At 67.1% G+C, this 13,546-nt stretch carries 15 protein-coding genes; 14 read left to right on the top strand and 1 reads right to left on the bottom strand.

Annotation, left to right across the window (positions count from 1 at the left end; genetic code table 11):
- The first annotated feature begins 64 nt into the window (after positions 1–64).
- The 14 genes from urtA to DIS04_RS02390 all read left to right on the top strand — a co-directional run bounded on the left by urtA (position 65) and on the right by DIS04_RS02390 (position 12,541).
- Positions 65–1,396, top strand: coding sequence for an urea ABC transporter substrate-binding protein (gene urtA, locus DIS04_RS02455; RefSeq protein WP_111412127.1), 1,332 nt, complete (start codon positions 65–67; stop codon positions 1,394–1,396).
- A gap of 70 nt (positions 1,397–1,466) precedes the next feature.
- A complete protein-coding gene (urtB, locus tag DIS04_RS02450; protein ID WP_245904458.1) occupies positions 1,467–3,167 on the top strand; it encodes an urea ABC transporter permease subunit UrtB in 1,701 nt (566 codons plus the stop codon).
- Positions 3,168–3,170: 3 nt separating this feature from the next.
- Positions 3,171–4,313, top strand: a complete 1,143-nt coding sequence (gene urtC, locus DIS04_RS02445; protein WP_111412126.1) for an urea ABC transporter permease subunit UrtC — start codon at positions 3,171–3,173, stop codon at positions 4,311–4,313.
- Positions 4,310–5,149, top strand: a complete 840-nt coding sequence (gene urtD / locus DIS04_RS02440) for an urea ABC transporter ATP-binding protein UrtD (protein ID WP_111412125.1) — start codon at positions 4,310–4,312, stop codon at positions 5,147–5,149. The genes urtC and urtD overlap by 4 nt, the downstream gene beginning before the upstream one ends.
- The gene (urtE, locus tag DIS04_RS02435) at positions 5,149–5,847 is read left to right on the top strand and encodes an urea ABC transporter ATP-binding subunit UrtE (protein ID WP_111412124.1); all 699 of its coding nucleotides are present in this window, start codon (positions 5,149–5,151) and stop codon (positions 5,845–5,847) included. The genes urtD and urtE overlap by 1 nt, the downstream gene beginning before the upstream one ends.
- Before the next feature lie 221 nt (positions 5,848–6,068).
- Positions 6,069–6,992 (top strand): urease accessory protein UreD, encoded by a 924-nt coding sequence (locus tag DIS04_RS02430; protein WP_111412123.1) that lies wholly within the window; start codon positions 6,069–6,071, stop codon positions 6,990–6,992.
- A gap of 17 nt (positions 6,993–7,009) precedes the next feature.
- A complete protein-coding gene (gene ureA, locus DIS04_RS02425) occupies positions 7,010–7,312 on the top strand; it encodes an urease subunit gamma (RefSeq protein ID WP_111412122.1) in 303 nt (100 codons plus the stop codon).
- A 149-nt stretch (positions 7,313–7,461) separates the two neighbouring features.
- Positions 7,462–7,782, top strand: a complete 321-nt coding sequence (locus DIS04_RS02420; RefSeq protein ID WP_111412121.1) for an urease subunit beta — start codon at positions 7,462–7,464, stop codon at positions 7,780–7,782.
- Positions 7,779–9,524, top strand: a complete 1,746-nt coding sequence (gene ureC / locus DIS04_RS02415; protein ID WP_111412120.1) for an urease subunit alpha — start codon at positions 7,779–7,781, stop codon at positions 9,522–9,524. The genes DIS04_RS02420 and ureC overlap by 4 nt, the downstream gene beginning before the upstream one ends.
- 162 nt (positions 9,525–9,686) lie before the next feature.
- On the top strand, positions 9,687–10,217 hold the full coding sequence (ureE, locus tag DIS04_RS02410) for an urease accessory protein UreE (protein ID WP_111412119.1): 531 nt from the start codon (positions 9,687–9,689) through the stop codon (positions 10,215–10,217).
- Positions 10,207–10,911 (top strand): urease accessory protein UreF, encoded by a 705-nt coding sequence (locus DIS04_RS02405; RefSeq protein WP_111412745.1) that lies wholly within the window; start codon positions 10,207–10,209, stop codon positions 10,909–10,911. The genes ureE and DIS04_RS02405 overlap by 11 nt, the downstream gene beginning before the upstream one ends.
- 9 nt (positions 10,912–10,920) lie before the next feature.
- Positions 10,921–11,559 (top strand): urease accessory protein UreG, encoded by a 639-nt coding sequence (gene ureG / locus DIS04_RS02400; protein ID WP_111412118.1) that lies wholly within the window; start codon positions 10,921–10,923, stop codon positions 11,557–11,559.
- Between the two features lie 46 nt (positions 11,560–11,605).
- Complete coding sequence (locus tag DIS04_RS02395) at positions 11,606–12,208, top strand: HupE/UreJ family protein (RefSeq protein WP_111412117.1); 603 nt, start codon at positions 11,606–11,608, stop codon at positions 12,206–12,208.
- Positions 12,209–12,322: 114 nt separating this feature from the next.
- Positions 12,323–12,541, top strand: coding sequence for a lipopolysaccharide assembly protein LapA domain-containing protein (locus DIS04_RS02390; RefSeq protein ID WP_111412116.1), 219 nt, complete (start codon positions 12,323–12,325; stop codon positions 12,539–12,541).
- 8 nt (positions 12,542–12,549) lie between these two features.
- Here DIS04_RS02390 and DIS04_RS02385 read toward each other — a convergent pair whose 3' ends face one another.
- Positions 12,550–13,473 (bottom strand): YihY/virulence factor BrkB family protein, encoded by a 924-nt coding sequence (locus DIS04_RS02385; protein ID WP_111412115.1) that lies wholly within the window; start codon positions 13,471–13,473, stop codon positions 12,550–12,552.
- Positions 13,474–13,546 lie beyond the last annotated feature (73 nt).

Here is a 13,546-nt window from a genome sequence, read left to right as displayed (position 1 = left end):
CTCGGTCCGGTGACGACGCTACCGCCGGCTGACGACATAACAACGCACACCGCAAGGAGATCCCATGTCCCCGTTCCGCTCGTCCCGAACCTCCCACTGGCTGGCTGCCTCCCTGCTTGGCCTGGCCGTCGTCACACCCGCGCTGGCCCAGGAAGAGCCCATCAAGGTGGGCATCCTGCACTCGCTGTCCGGCACCATGGCGATCAGCGAATCGACCCTCAAGGACACCGTCGAGATGCTGATCGAGCAGCAGAACGAGCAGGGCGGCCTGCTGGGGCGACAGCTCGAGGCGGTGGTGGTCGACCCGGCGTCCAACTGGCCGCTGTTCGCCGAGCGCGCCCGCGAACTGCTCGAGCAGGAAGAGGTCGACGTGGTCTTCGGCAACTGGACCTCGGTCTCGCGCAAGGCGGTGCTGCCGGTATTCGAGGAGCTCAACGGCCTGCTCTTCTATCCGGTGCAGTACGAGGGCGAGGAGTCCTCGGAGAACGTCTTCTACACCGGGGCGGCGCCCAATCAGCAGGCGATCCCGGCGGTGGAGTACCTGATCAACGAAGTGGGCGTGGAGCGCTTCGCCCTGCTCGGCACCGACTATGTCTATCCGCGTACCACCAACCGCATCCTCGAGGCCTTCCTCAAGGAGGAGCACGGCGTCGCCGACGAGGACATATTGATCGACTACACCCCCTTCGGTCACGCCGACTGGCAGAACATCGTTGCCGAGGTGCGCCGCTTCGGCAGCGAGGGCAAGAAGACGGCGGTGGTCTCGACCATCAATGGCGACGCCAACGTTCCGTTCTACCGCGAGCTGGCCAACCAGGGCATCGATGCCGCCGACATCCCGGTCATCGCCTTCTCGGTGGGCGAACAGGAACTCTCCGGCATCGACACCGGGCCGCTGGTCGGCCACCTGGCGGCGTGGAACTACTTCATGAGCGTCGATACCGACGCCAACTACGACTTCATCGACGCCTGGATCGACTATAACGGCGACGAGGAGGCCGTCACCAACGATCCCATGGAAGCGCACTACATCGGCTTCAACATGTGGGCGGAAGCCGTGCGCAAGGCGGGCACCACCGAGGTGGACGCGGTCAAGGACGCGATCATCGGGGTGACCGTGCCCAATCTCTCCGGCGGCTATGCAGCGATGATGCCCAATCACCACATCACCAAGCCGGTGCTGATCGGCGAGGTTCAGGACAACGGCCAGTTCGACATCGTCTGGCAGACTCCCTCGACCGTGGCCGGCGATGCCTGGTCCGACTATCTCTCGGGTTCGCGCGATCTGATCGCCGACTGGCAGGCGCCGATGCGCTGCGGCAACTTCAACGTGGCCAACGGTCGCTGTGGCGGCAGCACCGCCGCGGAAGAGGCCGAAGCGGCACTGGCCGAGTAAGTCCCACACCCGCCCCGCTGCGGTGCAGCGGGGAAGCACGCCTTCTCCACCGTCAGCAAGGACATTCGCCATGAGATATCCCCCCATGCGCGGGCCGACGTCGGCCCGAGCGAGGGCCGGAGCTGCCGCCGGGGGCGATCGTGCCTCCACCACCCGAGGCGCCTGGCTGCGGCTTCTCGTACTGGCCCTCGCGCTGGCACTCGGCCTCTCCGTGGCGACCCCCGGCGCCGCGCAGGATGGCGACCCCGGCGGCGAGGCGGCGGCAACGGCGCTGCTCGAGGCGCTCGATGTGTCCTCCTTTCCCGCCAAGGGCGAGGCCATCGAGGCGATCGTGCGCAGCGACGATCCGCGCGCCCGCGACTGGCTGCAGGCGCTGCTCGACGGCCGCCTGCAGCGTACCGACGAGGGCCGCTTCGTGGTGGTGCTCGACAATGCCGGCCGGGAGTGGCCGGTCGAGGACGCCCTGAACGGCGAGGCGCTGGGCGAGATGTCGCGCCGCGACCTGGACCGTATCGGCATCAACAACGCACTGCGCAGCCAGCTGCGCAGTGCGATTGCCGTTGTCGATCTCTATGCCGCCGACGTCGACCTGAGGCGCGCCTCGGCCGAGCGTCTGCTGGGCGAGGTCGACGGCGAGCTGGCCGAACCGCTGGTCGAGGTGATCGAAGCGGAACAGGATGCCCGGGTCCGCCAACGCCTGGTCCAGGCGCTGGCCATTCATCGGCTCGAACAGGGCGAGATCGAGGCGATAGCCGACCTGCGCGGCAGCCTGCATCCCCGCGTGCGGGTCGCTCTCAACCGCGCCATGAGCGGCGATGATCCGTTGGTGGCCGATGCCGCCCGCGAGGCGTTGAACAGTATCGAGCAGATGCTCAAGGTCAACCGCGCCGTGGAGACGCTCTACTTTGGCCTGTCGCTGGGGTCGGTGCTGGTGCTGGCCGCCATCGGCCTGGCCATCACCTTTGGTGTGATGGGCGTGATCAACATGGCCCATGGCGAGCTGATCATGCTCGGTGCCTACACTGCCTGGGCCATGCAGCAGCTACTGCCCGGCCAGCCGGGCCTGGCGCTGATGCTGGCGATTCCCGCTGGCTTCCTGGTGGCGGCACTGGTAGGGGTTGCCATCGAGCGCGGCGTGATCCAGTTCCTCAAGGGGCGCCCGCTGGAGACGCTGCTGGCTACCTTCGGCATCAGCCTGATTCTCCAGCAACTGGTGCGTACCGTGATCTCGCCGCTCAACCGTACTGTGGTCACGCCGGAGTGGATGAGCGGCTCCATTGCCATCAACGATGCGCTCTCTCTCACCCTTAATCGGATGTACGTACTCGGCTTCGCCCTGGTGGTGTTCGCCGTACTGATGCTGATCATGCGCCGCACCCGGCTAGGGCTCGAGGTGCGGGCGGTGACCCAGAACCGTGCCATGGCGCGCTCCATGGGCATTCGCGCCACCCGAGTCGACATCATGACCTTTGCCCTGGGCTCCGGGGTGGCGGGGCTGGCCGGCGTGGCCCTCAGCCAGCTCACCAACGTCGGCCCCAACCTGGGCCAGAACTACATCATCGACTCCTTCATGGTGGTGGTGTTCGGCGGTGTGGGCAACCTGTGGGGCACCTTGGTGGCGGGCCTCTCGCTGGGTGTGATCAATCAGGTGCTGGAGCCCTGGGCCGGTGCCGTGATGGCCAAGATCATCGTGCTGGTGTTCATCATCCTGTTCATTCAAAAGCGCCCCCGCGGACTCTTCCCGCAGAAGGGCCGGGCGGCGGAGGGCTGATCCATGGATTCATCTCGACTCTGGCTGCTGCGGCCGTTCGGTGAGCGCTCGACGCTGATCTTTCTCGGCGTGTTGCTTGCCGCCATGGCGTTGGTAACGCTGCTGCACGTGGCGGTACCGCCTGGTCACCCGCTCTACGTCAGTGCTTATACCGTTAACTTGTTCGGCAAGTACCTGAGCTATGCGCTGCTGGCGGTGGCGGTGGATCTGGTATGGGGCTATCTCGGTATCCTCAGCTTGGGCCATGGCGCCTTCTTCGCCCTGGGCGGCTATGCCATGGGCATGTACCTGATGCGCCAGATCGGTGACCGTGGCGTTTATGGCCACCCGGTGCTGCCCGACTTCATGGTGTTCCTCAACTGGGACAGCCTGCCGTGGTACTGGCATGGCTTCGACATGGCCGGGTTCGCCTTCCTGATGGTGCTGCTGGCACCAGGGGCACTGGCGCTGGTGTTCGGCTTCCTGGCGTTCCGCTCGCGGGTCACCGGGGTGTATCTGTCGATCATCACCCAGGCGCTCACCTTCGCCCTGATGCTGGCCTTCTTCCGCAACGAGATGGGCTTCGGCGGCAACAACGGGCTGACCGATTTCCGCGAGATCCTCGGCTTCAACCTGCGCAGCAGCGAGACCCGGCTGGGCCTCTTCCTGGCCACCGGCGTGGCCCTGGCGCTGGGTTACGTGCTGTGCCGGGCCATCGTTACCAGCAAGCTGGGCCGGGTGTGCGTGGCCACCCGCGACGCCGAGGCGCGCACGCGCTTCCTCGGCTATCGGGTCGAGCGCTTCCAACTGTTCGTGTTCACGGTCTCGGCCATGCTGGCGGGGCTCGCGGGCGCACTCTACGTGCCCCAGGTCGGCATCATCAACCCCAGCGAATTCTCGCCGCTGTTCTCCATCGAGATCGTGCTGTGGGTGGCGCTGGGCGGCCGCGCGACGCTCTATGGAGCGGTGATCGGGGCGATACTGGTCAATTACGCCAAGACGGTGTTCACCGGTGTCATGCCCGACGCCTGGCTGTTCGCCCTGGGCGGGCTCTTCGTGCTGGTCACGGTCTTCCTGCCCAAGGGGGTCGCCGGCCTGTTGGCACTGAGATACCGGCGTCGTGCCGTGGGCTCGGGTGCATTCTCCGGCAAGGAGGCATCGGCATGAGCATTTTGAGTTCATTGGCCAATCGTGACCGGGTCTTCGATTTCCTGGTGCCGGCCGAGTCGCCGGTCGACGTGCGCCACGGGCCGATTCTCTACCTCGAAGATGTCACGGTCAGCTTCGACGGCTTCAAGGCGATCAACGACCTGAACCTGACCATCGACGACGGCGAGCTGCGCTGCATCATCGGACCCAACGGCGCCGGCAAGACCACCATGATGGATATCATCACCGGCAAGACCCGACCCGACAGCGGCAAGGTATGGTTCGGCAGTCGCCACGACCTGCTGACCATGAACGAGCCGCAGATCGCCAGCCTCGGCATCGGCCGCAAGTTCCAGAAGCCCACGGTGTTCGAGGCGCTCACGGTATTCGAGAACCTGGAGCTGGCGATGGCCGCCGACAAGCGCATCCTGCCCACGCTGACGGCACGCATGAACGGCGAGATTCGCGACCGCATCGACGAGGTGCTGCTGACCATCGGCCTGGCCGAGCTGCGTGAGCGCCCGGCGGGCATCCTCTCCCACGGCCAGAAGCAGTGGCTGGAGATCGGCATGCTGCTGATGCAGCGGCCGCGGCTTCTGCTGGTGGACGAGCCGGTGGCCGGCATGACCGAGCAGGAGATGGAGCGCACCGCCGAATTGCTCACCGGCCTTGCCGGCAAGCAGTCGGTCGTGGTGGTGGAGCACGACATGGGCTTCGTGCGTTCCATCGCGCGCAAGGTGACGGTGCTGCATCAGGGTAGTGTGCTGGCGGAGGGCAGCATGGACCAGGTGTCGTGCGACCCGCGGGTGGTCGAGGTCTACCTGGGCGCCGAAGCCGAGGAGGAGGCGGTTTGATGCTCGAAATCGACAAACTCAATCAGTTCTATGGCGAGAGCCACACCCTGTGGGACCTCGACCTGAGCGTGCCGTCGGGCCAGTGCACCTGCGTGATGGGACGAAACGGGGTGGGCAAGACCACCCTGATGAAAGCGATCATGGGTGAGGTGGCGGTGGCCTCCGGCAGCATTCGCTATGCCGACGATGTCGAGTTGACCCGGCGGCGGGTGGAGGATCGTTCGCGGCTGGGGATCGGCTACGTGCCCCAGGGGCGGCAGATCTTTCCGCTGCTCACCGTGGAGGAGAACCTGCGTACCGGCCTGGCGGCTCGCGGCGACGGTCGGCGCACCATTCCGGAGCGCATCTTTGAACTCTTCCCGGTGCTCGATGAGATGAAGCAGCGCCGGGGTGGCGATCTCTCGGGCGGCCAGCAGCAGCAGCTGGCCATCGGTCGGGCGCTGGTGATCGAGCCACGCCTGCTGATCCTCGACGAGCCGGGGGAGGGGATCCAGCCCAATATCGTCACCCTGATCGGCGAGGTGATTCGCAAGCTGATCGCCGAGGATGGCCTGACGGTACTGCTGGTGGAGCAGAAACTGCCCTTCGCACGACGCTTTGCCGACCGCTTCGCGATCATGGATCGTGGCCGATCGGTGGCCAGGGGGGCGATCGGCGAACTGTCCGATGGGCTGATCAAGGAGCACCTGACGGTGTAGGGCGCGCAGGCGCCGCACCGGAAGGGTGCCGACAGGACCCGAGGTGCACAGGACAGGTGCGTACTCCCTGGTCGGAGGCACCAGAATGAGTCGGCGGGCCGTGATCACCGACTCGCCGATTTTTTGATAAGGCACTGTTTGCCAATGCCTGTGTGGGCGATTCACCAAGCTGGTACGGCTCTTGCTCAAGGATTGTTCAGACATGCTTCCACGAGCCGCCCATGACCTATTTCGAGTCAGCTTCTTTCGCGACAGCCACCCTCGATACGGCCGCCTTCGCCGAGCCGTCGCCGGATTCCGGCCATCGCTTCGACGTTGAGCGCCGCTGGGCGGCGTCGCTCGAACTCGGCTTCGGCGTGCGTGACGGTGCCACGCGCATGCAGCAGGCTCGCCACCGCGGCCCGCTGCGGGTACAGCGGCCCTTCTATCCGGAGGGCCGTCAAGGCGCCTGCCACGTCTACCTGCTGCATCCCCCGGGTGGTCTGGTCAGTGGCGATGCGCTGAGCATCTCGGCACGGGCCGAAGCGGGCGCGCGGGTACTGCTCACGACTCCGGCGGCCAACAAGCTCTACCGCGCCGACAGCCACGGCGTGGCCTGGTCGCAGCGGACCAGACTGTCGGTGGCTCCGGGGGGGCTGCTCGAATGGTTGCCCCAGGAGACCCTCGCCTTCGATGGCTCCCGTGGCGAGCAGGGCACCGAGATCAGCCTGGCCGGCGACGCTCGCTGCCTGGGCTGGGAAGTGCTGGCGCTGGGCCGCCCGGCGAGCAGGCTGCCCTACGTGTCGGGCCGCATCGAGCAGCGCTTTCGGCTGCTGCGCGACGGCCAGCCGCTGTGGCTGGAGCGCCAGCCGCTGGACCCGGCGCACCCGCGCTTCACCGGTCGCTGGGGGCAGGGCGGCGCCAGCGTTCAGGCCACCCTGTGGGCCGTGGGGCTTGGCGAGGAAATCGCCGCTATCGAGGCGCTGCGTGGGGCGATCCCGCCGAGCCCGCGCTGGGCGGTGACCGTTCGTCATGGCGTGCTGCTGCTGCGCTACCTGGGGCATGAGCGTAACGAAGCCTGGGAGATCTGCCGTCAGGCCTGGGCTTGCCTGAGGCCCCGGCTTGCCGGTGTGCCGGCCCATCCTCCCCGAATCTGGTTCACCTGACTTGCCAGGAGACACGCATGGAACTGACCCCGCGAGACAAGGACAAGCTGCTGTTGTTCTCCGCCGCGCAGCTGGCCGAGCGACGCCGGGCACGCGGCCTCAAGCTCAACTATCCCGAGGCCGTGGCGCTGATCAGCTTCGAGATCATGGAAGGGGCGAGAGACGGTCGCAGCGTGGCCGAGCTGATGAGCTACGGGCGCGCGATTCTCGGTCGCGACGAGGTCATGGAGGGAGTGGCCGAAATGGTGCACGAGGTGCAGGTGGAGGCCACCTTTCCCGATGGCACCAAGCTGGTCACGGTCCACACGCCCATCGTCTAGCGGAGGTCGAAATGGCTGCGCTCGGCCATACCGCGTTGAACATCGGCTCGCCGTGCTCATTGAGCACCCAGTCAACTCCGCTGGCTCGCCTCTGTTCGCCTTGTCTGGCCGTCGCTCGCTCATTTCCGCAACGTTGTTAAGGAGGCGTCATGATTCCTGGTGAGTACCAATTGCAGGACGGCGAGATCGAGCTCTGCGCCGGACGTGAGCGGATCACGATCGAGGTGGCCAATACCGGCGACCGGCCGATCCAGGTCGGCTCTCACTATCACTTCGCCGAAACCAATCCGGCGCTGGTCTTCGACCGCGCCAGGGCGCGTGGCTTTCGCCTCGATGTGGCGGCGGGCACGGCGATTCGCTTCGAGCCGGGCCAGACCCGTGAAGTCACGCTGATCGCCTATGCCGGCAGCCGACACATCTACGGTTTCCGCGGCGACGTGATGGGAAAGCTGGAAGGAGGTAGCGCATGAGCACCCGCTCTCATAACAGCTCTCCCAATACCTCTCCCAACAAGATCGGCCGGCAGACCTATGCCGACATGTTCGGCCCCACCGTGGGCGACCGGGTGCGCCTGGGCGACACCGAACTGTGGATCGAGGTGGAGCGCGACGCCACCCACTACGGCGAGGAGGTTAAATTCGGCGGCGGCAAGGTGATCCGCGACGGCATGGGCCAGAGTCAGCGCGCCGACAGCACGGTGATGGATACCGTGATCACCAATGCCCTGATCCTCGACTGGTGGGGCATCGTCAAGGCCGACGTGGGCATCCAGGCGGGACGCATCGCGGCCATCGGCAAGGCGGGTAACCCCGATACACAGCCCGACGTCGAGATCGTCATCGGCCCGGGCACCGAGGTGATCGCCGGCGAGGGCAAGATTCTCACCGCCGGCGGCATCGATGCCCACATCCACTTCATCTGCCCCCAGCAGGTGGAGGAGGCGCTGATGAGCGGCATCACCACCATGCTCGGCGGCGGCACGGGACCTGCCACCGGCAGCAACGCCACCACCTGCACGCCGGGCGCCTGGCACATCGGCAGGATGCTGCAGGCGGTGGACGCGCTGCCGATGAATATCGGCCTGCTCGGCAAGGGCAACGCCAGCCTGCCCGAGGCGTTGGAAGCCCAGCTCGAGGCGGGGGCCATGGGGCTCAAGCTGCACGAGGACTGGGGCACCACGCCGGCGTCGATCGACACCTGCCTGAGCGTGGCCGAGCGCTACGACGTGCAGATCGCCATCCACACCGACACGCTCAACGAATCGGGCTTCGTCGAGGACACCCTGGCCGCCTTCAAGGAGCGCGGCATCCACACCTACCACACCGAGGGCGCCGGGGGCGGCCACGCGCCGGATATCCTCACCGCCTGCTCGAAGCCCTACGTGCTGCCGTCCTCGACCAACCCGACGCGCCCCTACACGGTCAACACCATCGACGAGCACCTCGACATGCTGATGGTGTGCCACCACCTCGACCCCAATATTGCCGAGGACGTGGCCTTCGCCGATTCGCGCATTCGCCGCGAGACCATTGCCGCCGAGGACATCCTGCAGGACCTGGGGGTGATCTCGATGATCGCCTCGGACTCCCAGGCCATGGGCCGGGTCGGCGAGGTGGTGTGCCGCACCTGGCAGACCGCCCACAAGATGAAGGTCCAGCGCGGCCTGCTGCCGCAGGACGAGGCGCTCGGCGCCGACAACTTCCGCGCCCGGCGCTACATCGCCAAGTACACCATCAACCCGGCGATCACCCACGGCATCGGTCATGAGGTGGGTTCCATCGAGGTGGGCAAGTTGGCCGACCTGGTGCTGTGGAGTCCGGCCTTCTTCGGCGTGAAGCCGGCGCTGATCCTCAAGGCGGGGATGATCGCGGCGGCGCCCATGGGCGACCCCAACGCCTCGATCCCCACGCCGCAGCCGGTGCACTACCGCCCCATGTTCGGCGCCTTCGGCCGCGCGGCGAGCGCCACGCGGCTGACCTTCGTCAGCCAGGCGGCGCTGGACGCCGGCATCAGGGAGCGGCTGGGCCTGCAGAGCGGGCTGGCGGCATGCAGGAACGTGCGCGAGGTGCGCAAGAGCGACATGAAGCTCAACGATGCCTGCCCCGAGCTCAGCGTCGACCCGCAGACCTATGAGGTGCACTGCGACGGGGAGCTGCTGAGCTGTGAGCCGGCCACCGAGCTGCCATTGGCGCAGCGCTACCACCTGTTCTGAAGCCTTCGAGGATGGCGCCATGCTCGCAACCCCGCGCTCACCACGCCACGCGCCCGAAACCCTGGCATTCCGGTCGGACTCCTGCGGTCGCGCGAGGTGGTTCGGCGGGGTGCGGCCTGGCGCTGGCCTGGCCCAGGACCTGAATTCAACGAGGCAATAGCGATGCTGAAACTGATCGAACGCCTGGGCCCCATCGAGGGGCGCCAGGCCGGCGATACCCTGACCCTGGCCTATGAGCTGCGCATTCGCGGTCGGCTCAAGGCGGTGAGCGACGCCGGTCGCGAGCTGGGCCTGTTCCTCGACCGCGGCCCGGTGCTGCGCGACGGCGAGGGCCTGCGCGCCGAGGGTGGCGAGATCGTGCGGGTCAGGGCGGCCATCGAACCCGTCGTCACGGCCCGTGTGGCTACCGGTCTGCCGCTGGCGCGGCTCGCCTATCACCTGGGAAACCGTCATGTACAGCTGGCGCTGGGCGAGGACGCCAAGGGCGGCTACGTGCGCTTCCCGCCGGACCACGTTCTGGAAGAGCTGGCCGAGCTGCTGGGGGCGAGCCTGGAGCGGCACGAGGCGCCCTTCGACCCCGAGCCGGGCGCCTACCACCAGCTCGGCCATTCGCCTGCGCATGACCACGAGCATGACCGTGCGCACGGCCACGATCACAGTCACCACGGCCAAGGCCATCACCATGCCCATTGAGGCGACCCAGGGGATGGCGCAGGGCGACGACCTGGCGCTGCTGGGCTTGCTGCAGCTGGTCAGCCCGGCGCTGCCGATCGGGGCCTTCGCCTTCTCCCAGGGGCTCGAGAGCGCCTTCGAGCTGGGCTGGGTAAAAGACGAGACGAGCCTCGGCGACTGGCTTGCCGGCGTGCTCGAGGACGGCCCGACGCGCTGCGAGCTGCCGGCGCTGGCGCGCCTGCAGCAGGCCTGGACCGCCGGCGATGGTGCGGCGGTGGCTCAGTGGGACCGTTGGCTCGCCGCCAACCGCGAGACCGCCGAGCTGGCCGCCGAGGATACTCGCCTGGGCGCATCGCTGGCCCGGTTGCTGGGTAGCCTCGACCTGCTTCCCGCCGGCGAGTCCGCGCTGCCGATGGGGGCGGGCTACGTGACCGTCTTCGCCTGGGCCGCCCGAGTGCGCGGCGTCGCCCCGCGCCAGGCCATGCTCGGCTTCGCCTGGGCGTGGCTCGAGAACCAGCTGGCTGTGGCCTGCAAGGCCCTGCCGCTGGGGCATACCGCCGCCCAGCGCCTGGTCGAACGGCTGCGCCCGGCGCTGGTGGCCGCGGTGGATGAAGCGCTCGCGCTGGAAGACGACGAACTCGGCCCGGCGCTGCCTGGCCTGGCCCTGGCCAGCGCGCTGCACGAGACCCAGTATTCACGGCTTTTCAGGAGTTAGGAGAACGACATGACAGATTGCCTACGCGTCGGCGTCGGCGGCCCGGTGGGTTCCGGCAAGACGGCCCTGCTCAAGCAGCTCTGCCTGGCGCTGCGCGACCATTACGACATCGCCGTGGTCACCAACGATATCTATACCCGCGAGGATGCCGACTTCCTGCTGCGCCACGAGGCGCTGCCGGCCGACCGCATCCTCGGCGTGGAAACCGGCGGCTGCCCGCACACGGCGATCCGCGAGGACGCCTCGATGAACCTGGCCGCCATCGACGAGCTGCAGGGGCGCCACCCGGGCCTCGAGCTGGTGCTGGTGGAGTCGGGCGGCGACAACCTCTCGGCCACCTTCAGCCCCGAGCTCTCCGATCTCACCCTCTACGTGATCGACGTTTCCGCCGGCGACAAGATCCCGCGCAAGGGCGGGCCCGGCATCACCAAGTCGGACCTGCTGATCATCAACAAGATCGACATCGCCGAGCAGGTGCATGCCTCGCTCGAGGTGATGGAGCGCGACTCGAAGAAGATGCGCGGCGAGCGTCCGTTTGTCTTCACCAATCTCTACGACGGCGTCGGCCTCGAGGCGATCATCCGCTTCATTCTCGACCGCGGCATGCTACCGGAGCGCCGGCCCCAGGCCCAGCCGGCCAGCGCCTGAGCCCAACCCCAACCCCGTTTCCCTCATCGGCAAGGAGATCGCCAACATGACAACGACCGTACCGACATCCTCGCGACTGGCCCTTCTGACGGTGCCGGTGATGCTGCTGCTTTCCGGACTCGCCGTGGCCCACCCGGGGCATGCGCCTGACCATGGCGCCGGTCTTGTTGCCGGCCTGTCCCACCCGCTGCTGGGACTCGACCACCTGCTGGCGATGCTGGCCGTCGGGCTGTGGGGGTTGCGCCAGGGACACGCCTTCGGCCGCGTTGCGCCGATACTGGCCGCGGTCGGCATGCTGCTGGGGGCGGGCCTGGCCTGGGCCGGCGTGGCACTGCCGGGCGTGGAACTCGGCATCGCCCTGTCGGTGCTGCTGGCGGGAGTGCTGGTCGCCGCACTGGTCAGGGTCCCGGCCGGCATCGGGGCAGGCGTGCTGGTGCTGTTCATGCTCCTCCACGGCCAGGCCCACGGCAGCGAAATGCCCCCCGGGGCGTCGATGTTCGCCTACCTGGCCGGCTTCACCCTGGCCACGCTGGCGATCGGCTATGCGGGCCGGCAGGCGGGCCATTACCTCCTCGTGCGCGAGAAGCGCCTCGTGCGGGCGCTCGGCCTGATGATCGCCGCCGCCGGTGCGTTGTTCGCCATGGGCTGATTTCCCCTCTAGCTGACCCTGCGCCCGGTTTCGGTCGGGCGTGGCGTATTAGCAAAAGTTGACAAGGCCAGCCCCGCCACCCAGCTTGAAGGCATACGGTTTTGGGAGGGGTGCATGGATACGTTACTGCTGGCCGTCAAGATCCTGGTCACGCTGCTGGTCGCGATTCTCTTCGTGCAGAATATCGCGTTGGTGGAGGTGCGCTTCCTCACCTGGAGCATGCAGTTGCCGCTGGCGCTGCTGCTGCTGGTGATCTACGTGCTGGGCATGGTCAGCGGCAAGGCGTTGTTGCATTTGCTGAGTCGATTGCGCGGCCGAGGTTCCCGTCGCTGAGCGCCGCCTCAATCAACATGAGTCACCGCTTCACGCCGAGGGTCGACATACCACGGCAGGCCACGGCGGGCGTTGTACTCCAGCTCGGCGATCACCTGGGCGCCGAGCAGCACGATCATGGCGCCGACCTCGAGGGTGAGCAGGACCACGATCAGCGTGGCGAACGAGCCGTAGACGACGTTCACCAGCGAGACGTTGAGGAAATAGAACATCAGCAGGGAACGCACCCCTTCCCATAGCAGCGCCGCGACGAAACCGCCCACCAATGCTCTCTTCAGCGCGATTCGCACCACCGGCAGGACCTTGTAGATGGCGCTGAAGAGCAGGAAGACGCCGAGGAAGCTGAACAGGTTGAGCAGGGGGTCGGAGAGCCCGGCCAACGGCATGTCGCGCCCGGCTATCGCCTGCCACAGGCTGCCGATCGCCTCGGCCAGCGCCACCATCAGCGTCAGCGCCAGGAGCCCGGCGCCCAGTACCAGCATGAACAGGTAGGGCAAAAGCACCGAGACCCAGACGCTGCGCTTGGGGTGGACCTCCGGCGTATGGAAGATGATGGCCAGCGCATCTTCCAGCATGCGAAAGGCGAAGGAACTGAATACCAGCAGCACGAGAATGCCGAACAGCCCGATCACGTCGCGGGAGGCGAGCAGGGTGCGCACGGCTTCCATCAGCACCTCGGCATGGGCGGGCGCGAGATGGGCGGCCTGGACGCTGAGCACGTCTAGCAACACGACTTCATCGACGACCTGGGTCAACAGTACCGCAAGCAGGGCGAAGAGGGGCACGATGGAGAGCAGGATGTTGTAGCCCACACCGCCCGCCAGCAGAATGCCTCGGTTGCGCAGGAAGGCGGCCAGCACTCGCCATAGAAAAGCACCGCTGCGAGGGATCAGCACGACCATGGCCCACTGCGACCTGTGATCTCGAGACATGGCAAGGTCGCTCCTTGTGCCGTTATCGGGGTCCTGCCCGTTAAGGTATTCGCGCCGGTCGCTGGCGACAAGC

Source organism: Billgrantia lactosivorans (genome assembly GCF_003254665.1).
GTDB lineage: Bacteria > Pseudomonadota > Gammaproteobacteria > Pseudomonadales > Halomonadaceae > Halomonas > Halomonas lactosivorans.
Note: the sequence above shows the minus strand (reverse complement) of the source record. Positions and strands in the feature narration are given on the sequence as shown.

What these genes read in the sequence shown, in the direction of transcription:
- DIS04_RS02385 (WP_111412115.1), bottom strand. Translation starts at nt 13,473, where the DNA reads ATGTCTCGAGATCACAGGTCGCAGTGGGCCATGGTCGTGCTGATCCCT.
- DIS04_RS02420 (WP_111412121.1), top strand. Translation starts at nt 7,462, where the DNA reads ATGATTCCTGGTGAGTACCAATTGCAGGACGGCGAGATCGAGCTCTGC.
- DIS04_RS02430 (WP_111412123.1), top strand. Translation starts at nt 6,069, where the DNA reads ATGACCTATTTCGAGTCAGCTTCTTTCGCGACAGCCACCCTCGATACG.
- ureC (WP_111412120.1), top strand. Translation starts at nt 7,779, where the DNA reads ATGAGCACCCGCTCTCATAACAGCTCTCCCAATACCTCTCCCAACAAG.
- urtA (WP_111412127.1), top strand. Translation starts at nt 65, where the DNA reads ATGTCCCCGTTCCGCTCGTCCCGAACCTCCCACTGGCTGGCTGCCTCC.
- ureA (WP_111412122.1), top strand. Translation starts at nt 7,010, where the DNA reads ATGGAACTGACCCCGCGAGACAAGGACAAGCTGCTGTTGTTCTCCGCC.
- DIS04_RS02390 (WP_111412116.1), top strand. Translation starts at nt 12,323, where the DNA reads ATGGATACGTTACTGCTGGCCGTCAAGATCCTGGTCACGCTGCTGGTC.
- urtD (WP_111412125.1), top strand. Translation starts at nt 4,310, where the DNA reads ATGAGCATTTTGAGTTCATTGGCCAATCGTGACCGGGTCTTCGATTTC.
- DIS04_RS02395 (WP_111412117.1), top strand. Translation starts at nt 11,606, where the DNA reads ATGACAACGACCGTACCGACATCCTCGCGACTGGCCCTTCTGACGGTG.
- urtB (WP_245904458.1), top strand. Translation starts at nt 1,467, where the DNA reads ATGAGATATCCCCCCATGCGCGGGCCGACGTCGGCCCGAGCGAGGGCC.
- urtE (WP_111412124.1), top strand. Translation starts at nt 5,149, where the DNA reads ATGCTCGAAATCGACAAACTCAATCAGTTCTATGGCGAGAGCCACACC.
- DIS04_RS02405 (WP_111412745.1), top strand. Translation starts at nt 10,207, where the DNA reads ATGCCCATTGAGGCGACCCAGGGGATGGCGCAGGGCGACGACCTGGCG.
- ureE (WP_111412119.1), top strand. Translation starts at nt 9,687, where the DNA reads ATGCTGAAACTGATCGAACGCCTGGGCCCCATCGAGGGGCGCCAGGCC.
- ureG (WP_111412118.1), top strand. Translation starts at nt 10,921, where the DNA reads ATGACAGATTGCCTACGCGTCGGCGTCGGCGGCCCGGTGGGTTCCGGC.
- urtC (WP_111412126.1), top strand. Translation starts at nt 3,171, where the DNA reads ATGGATTCATCTCGACTCTGGCTGCTGCGGCCGTTCGGTGAGCGCTCG.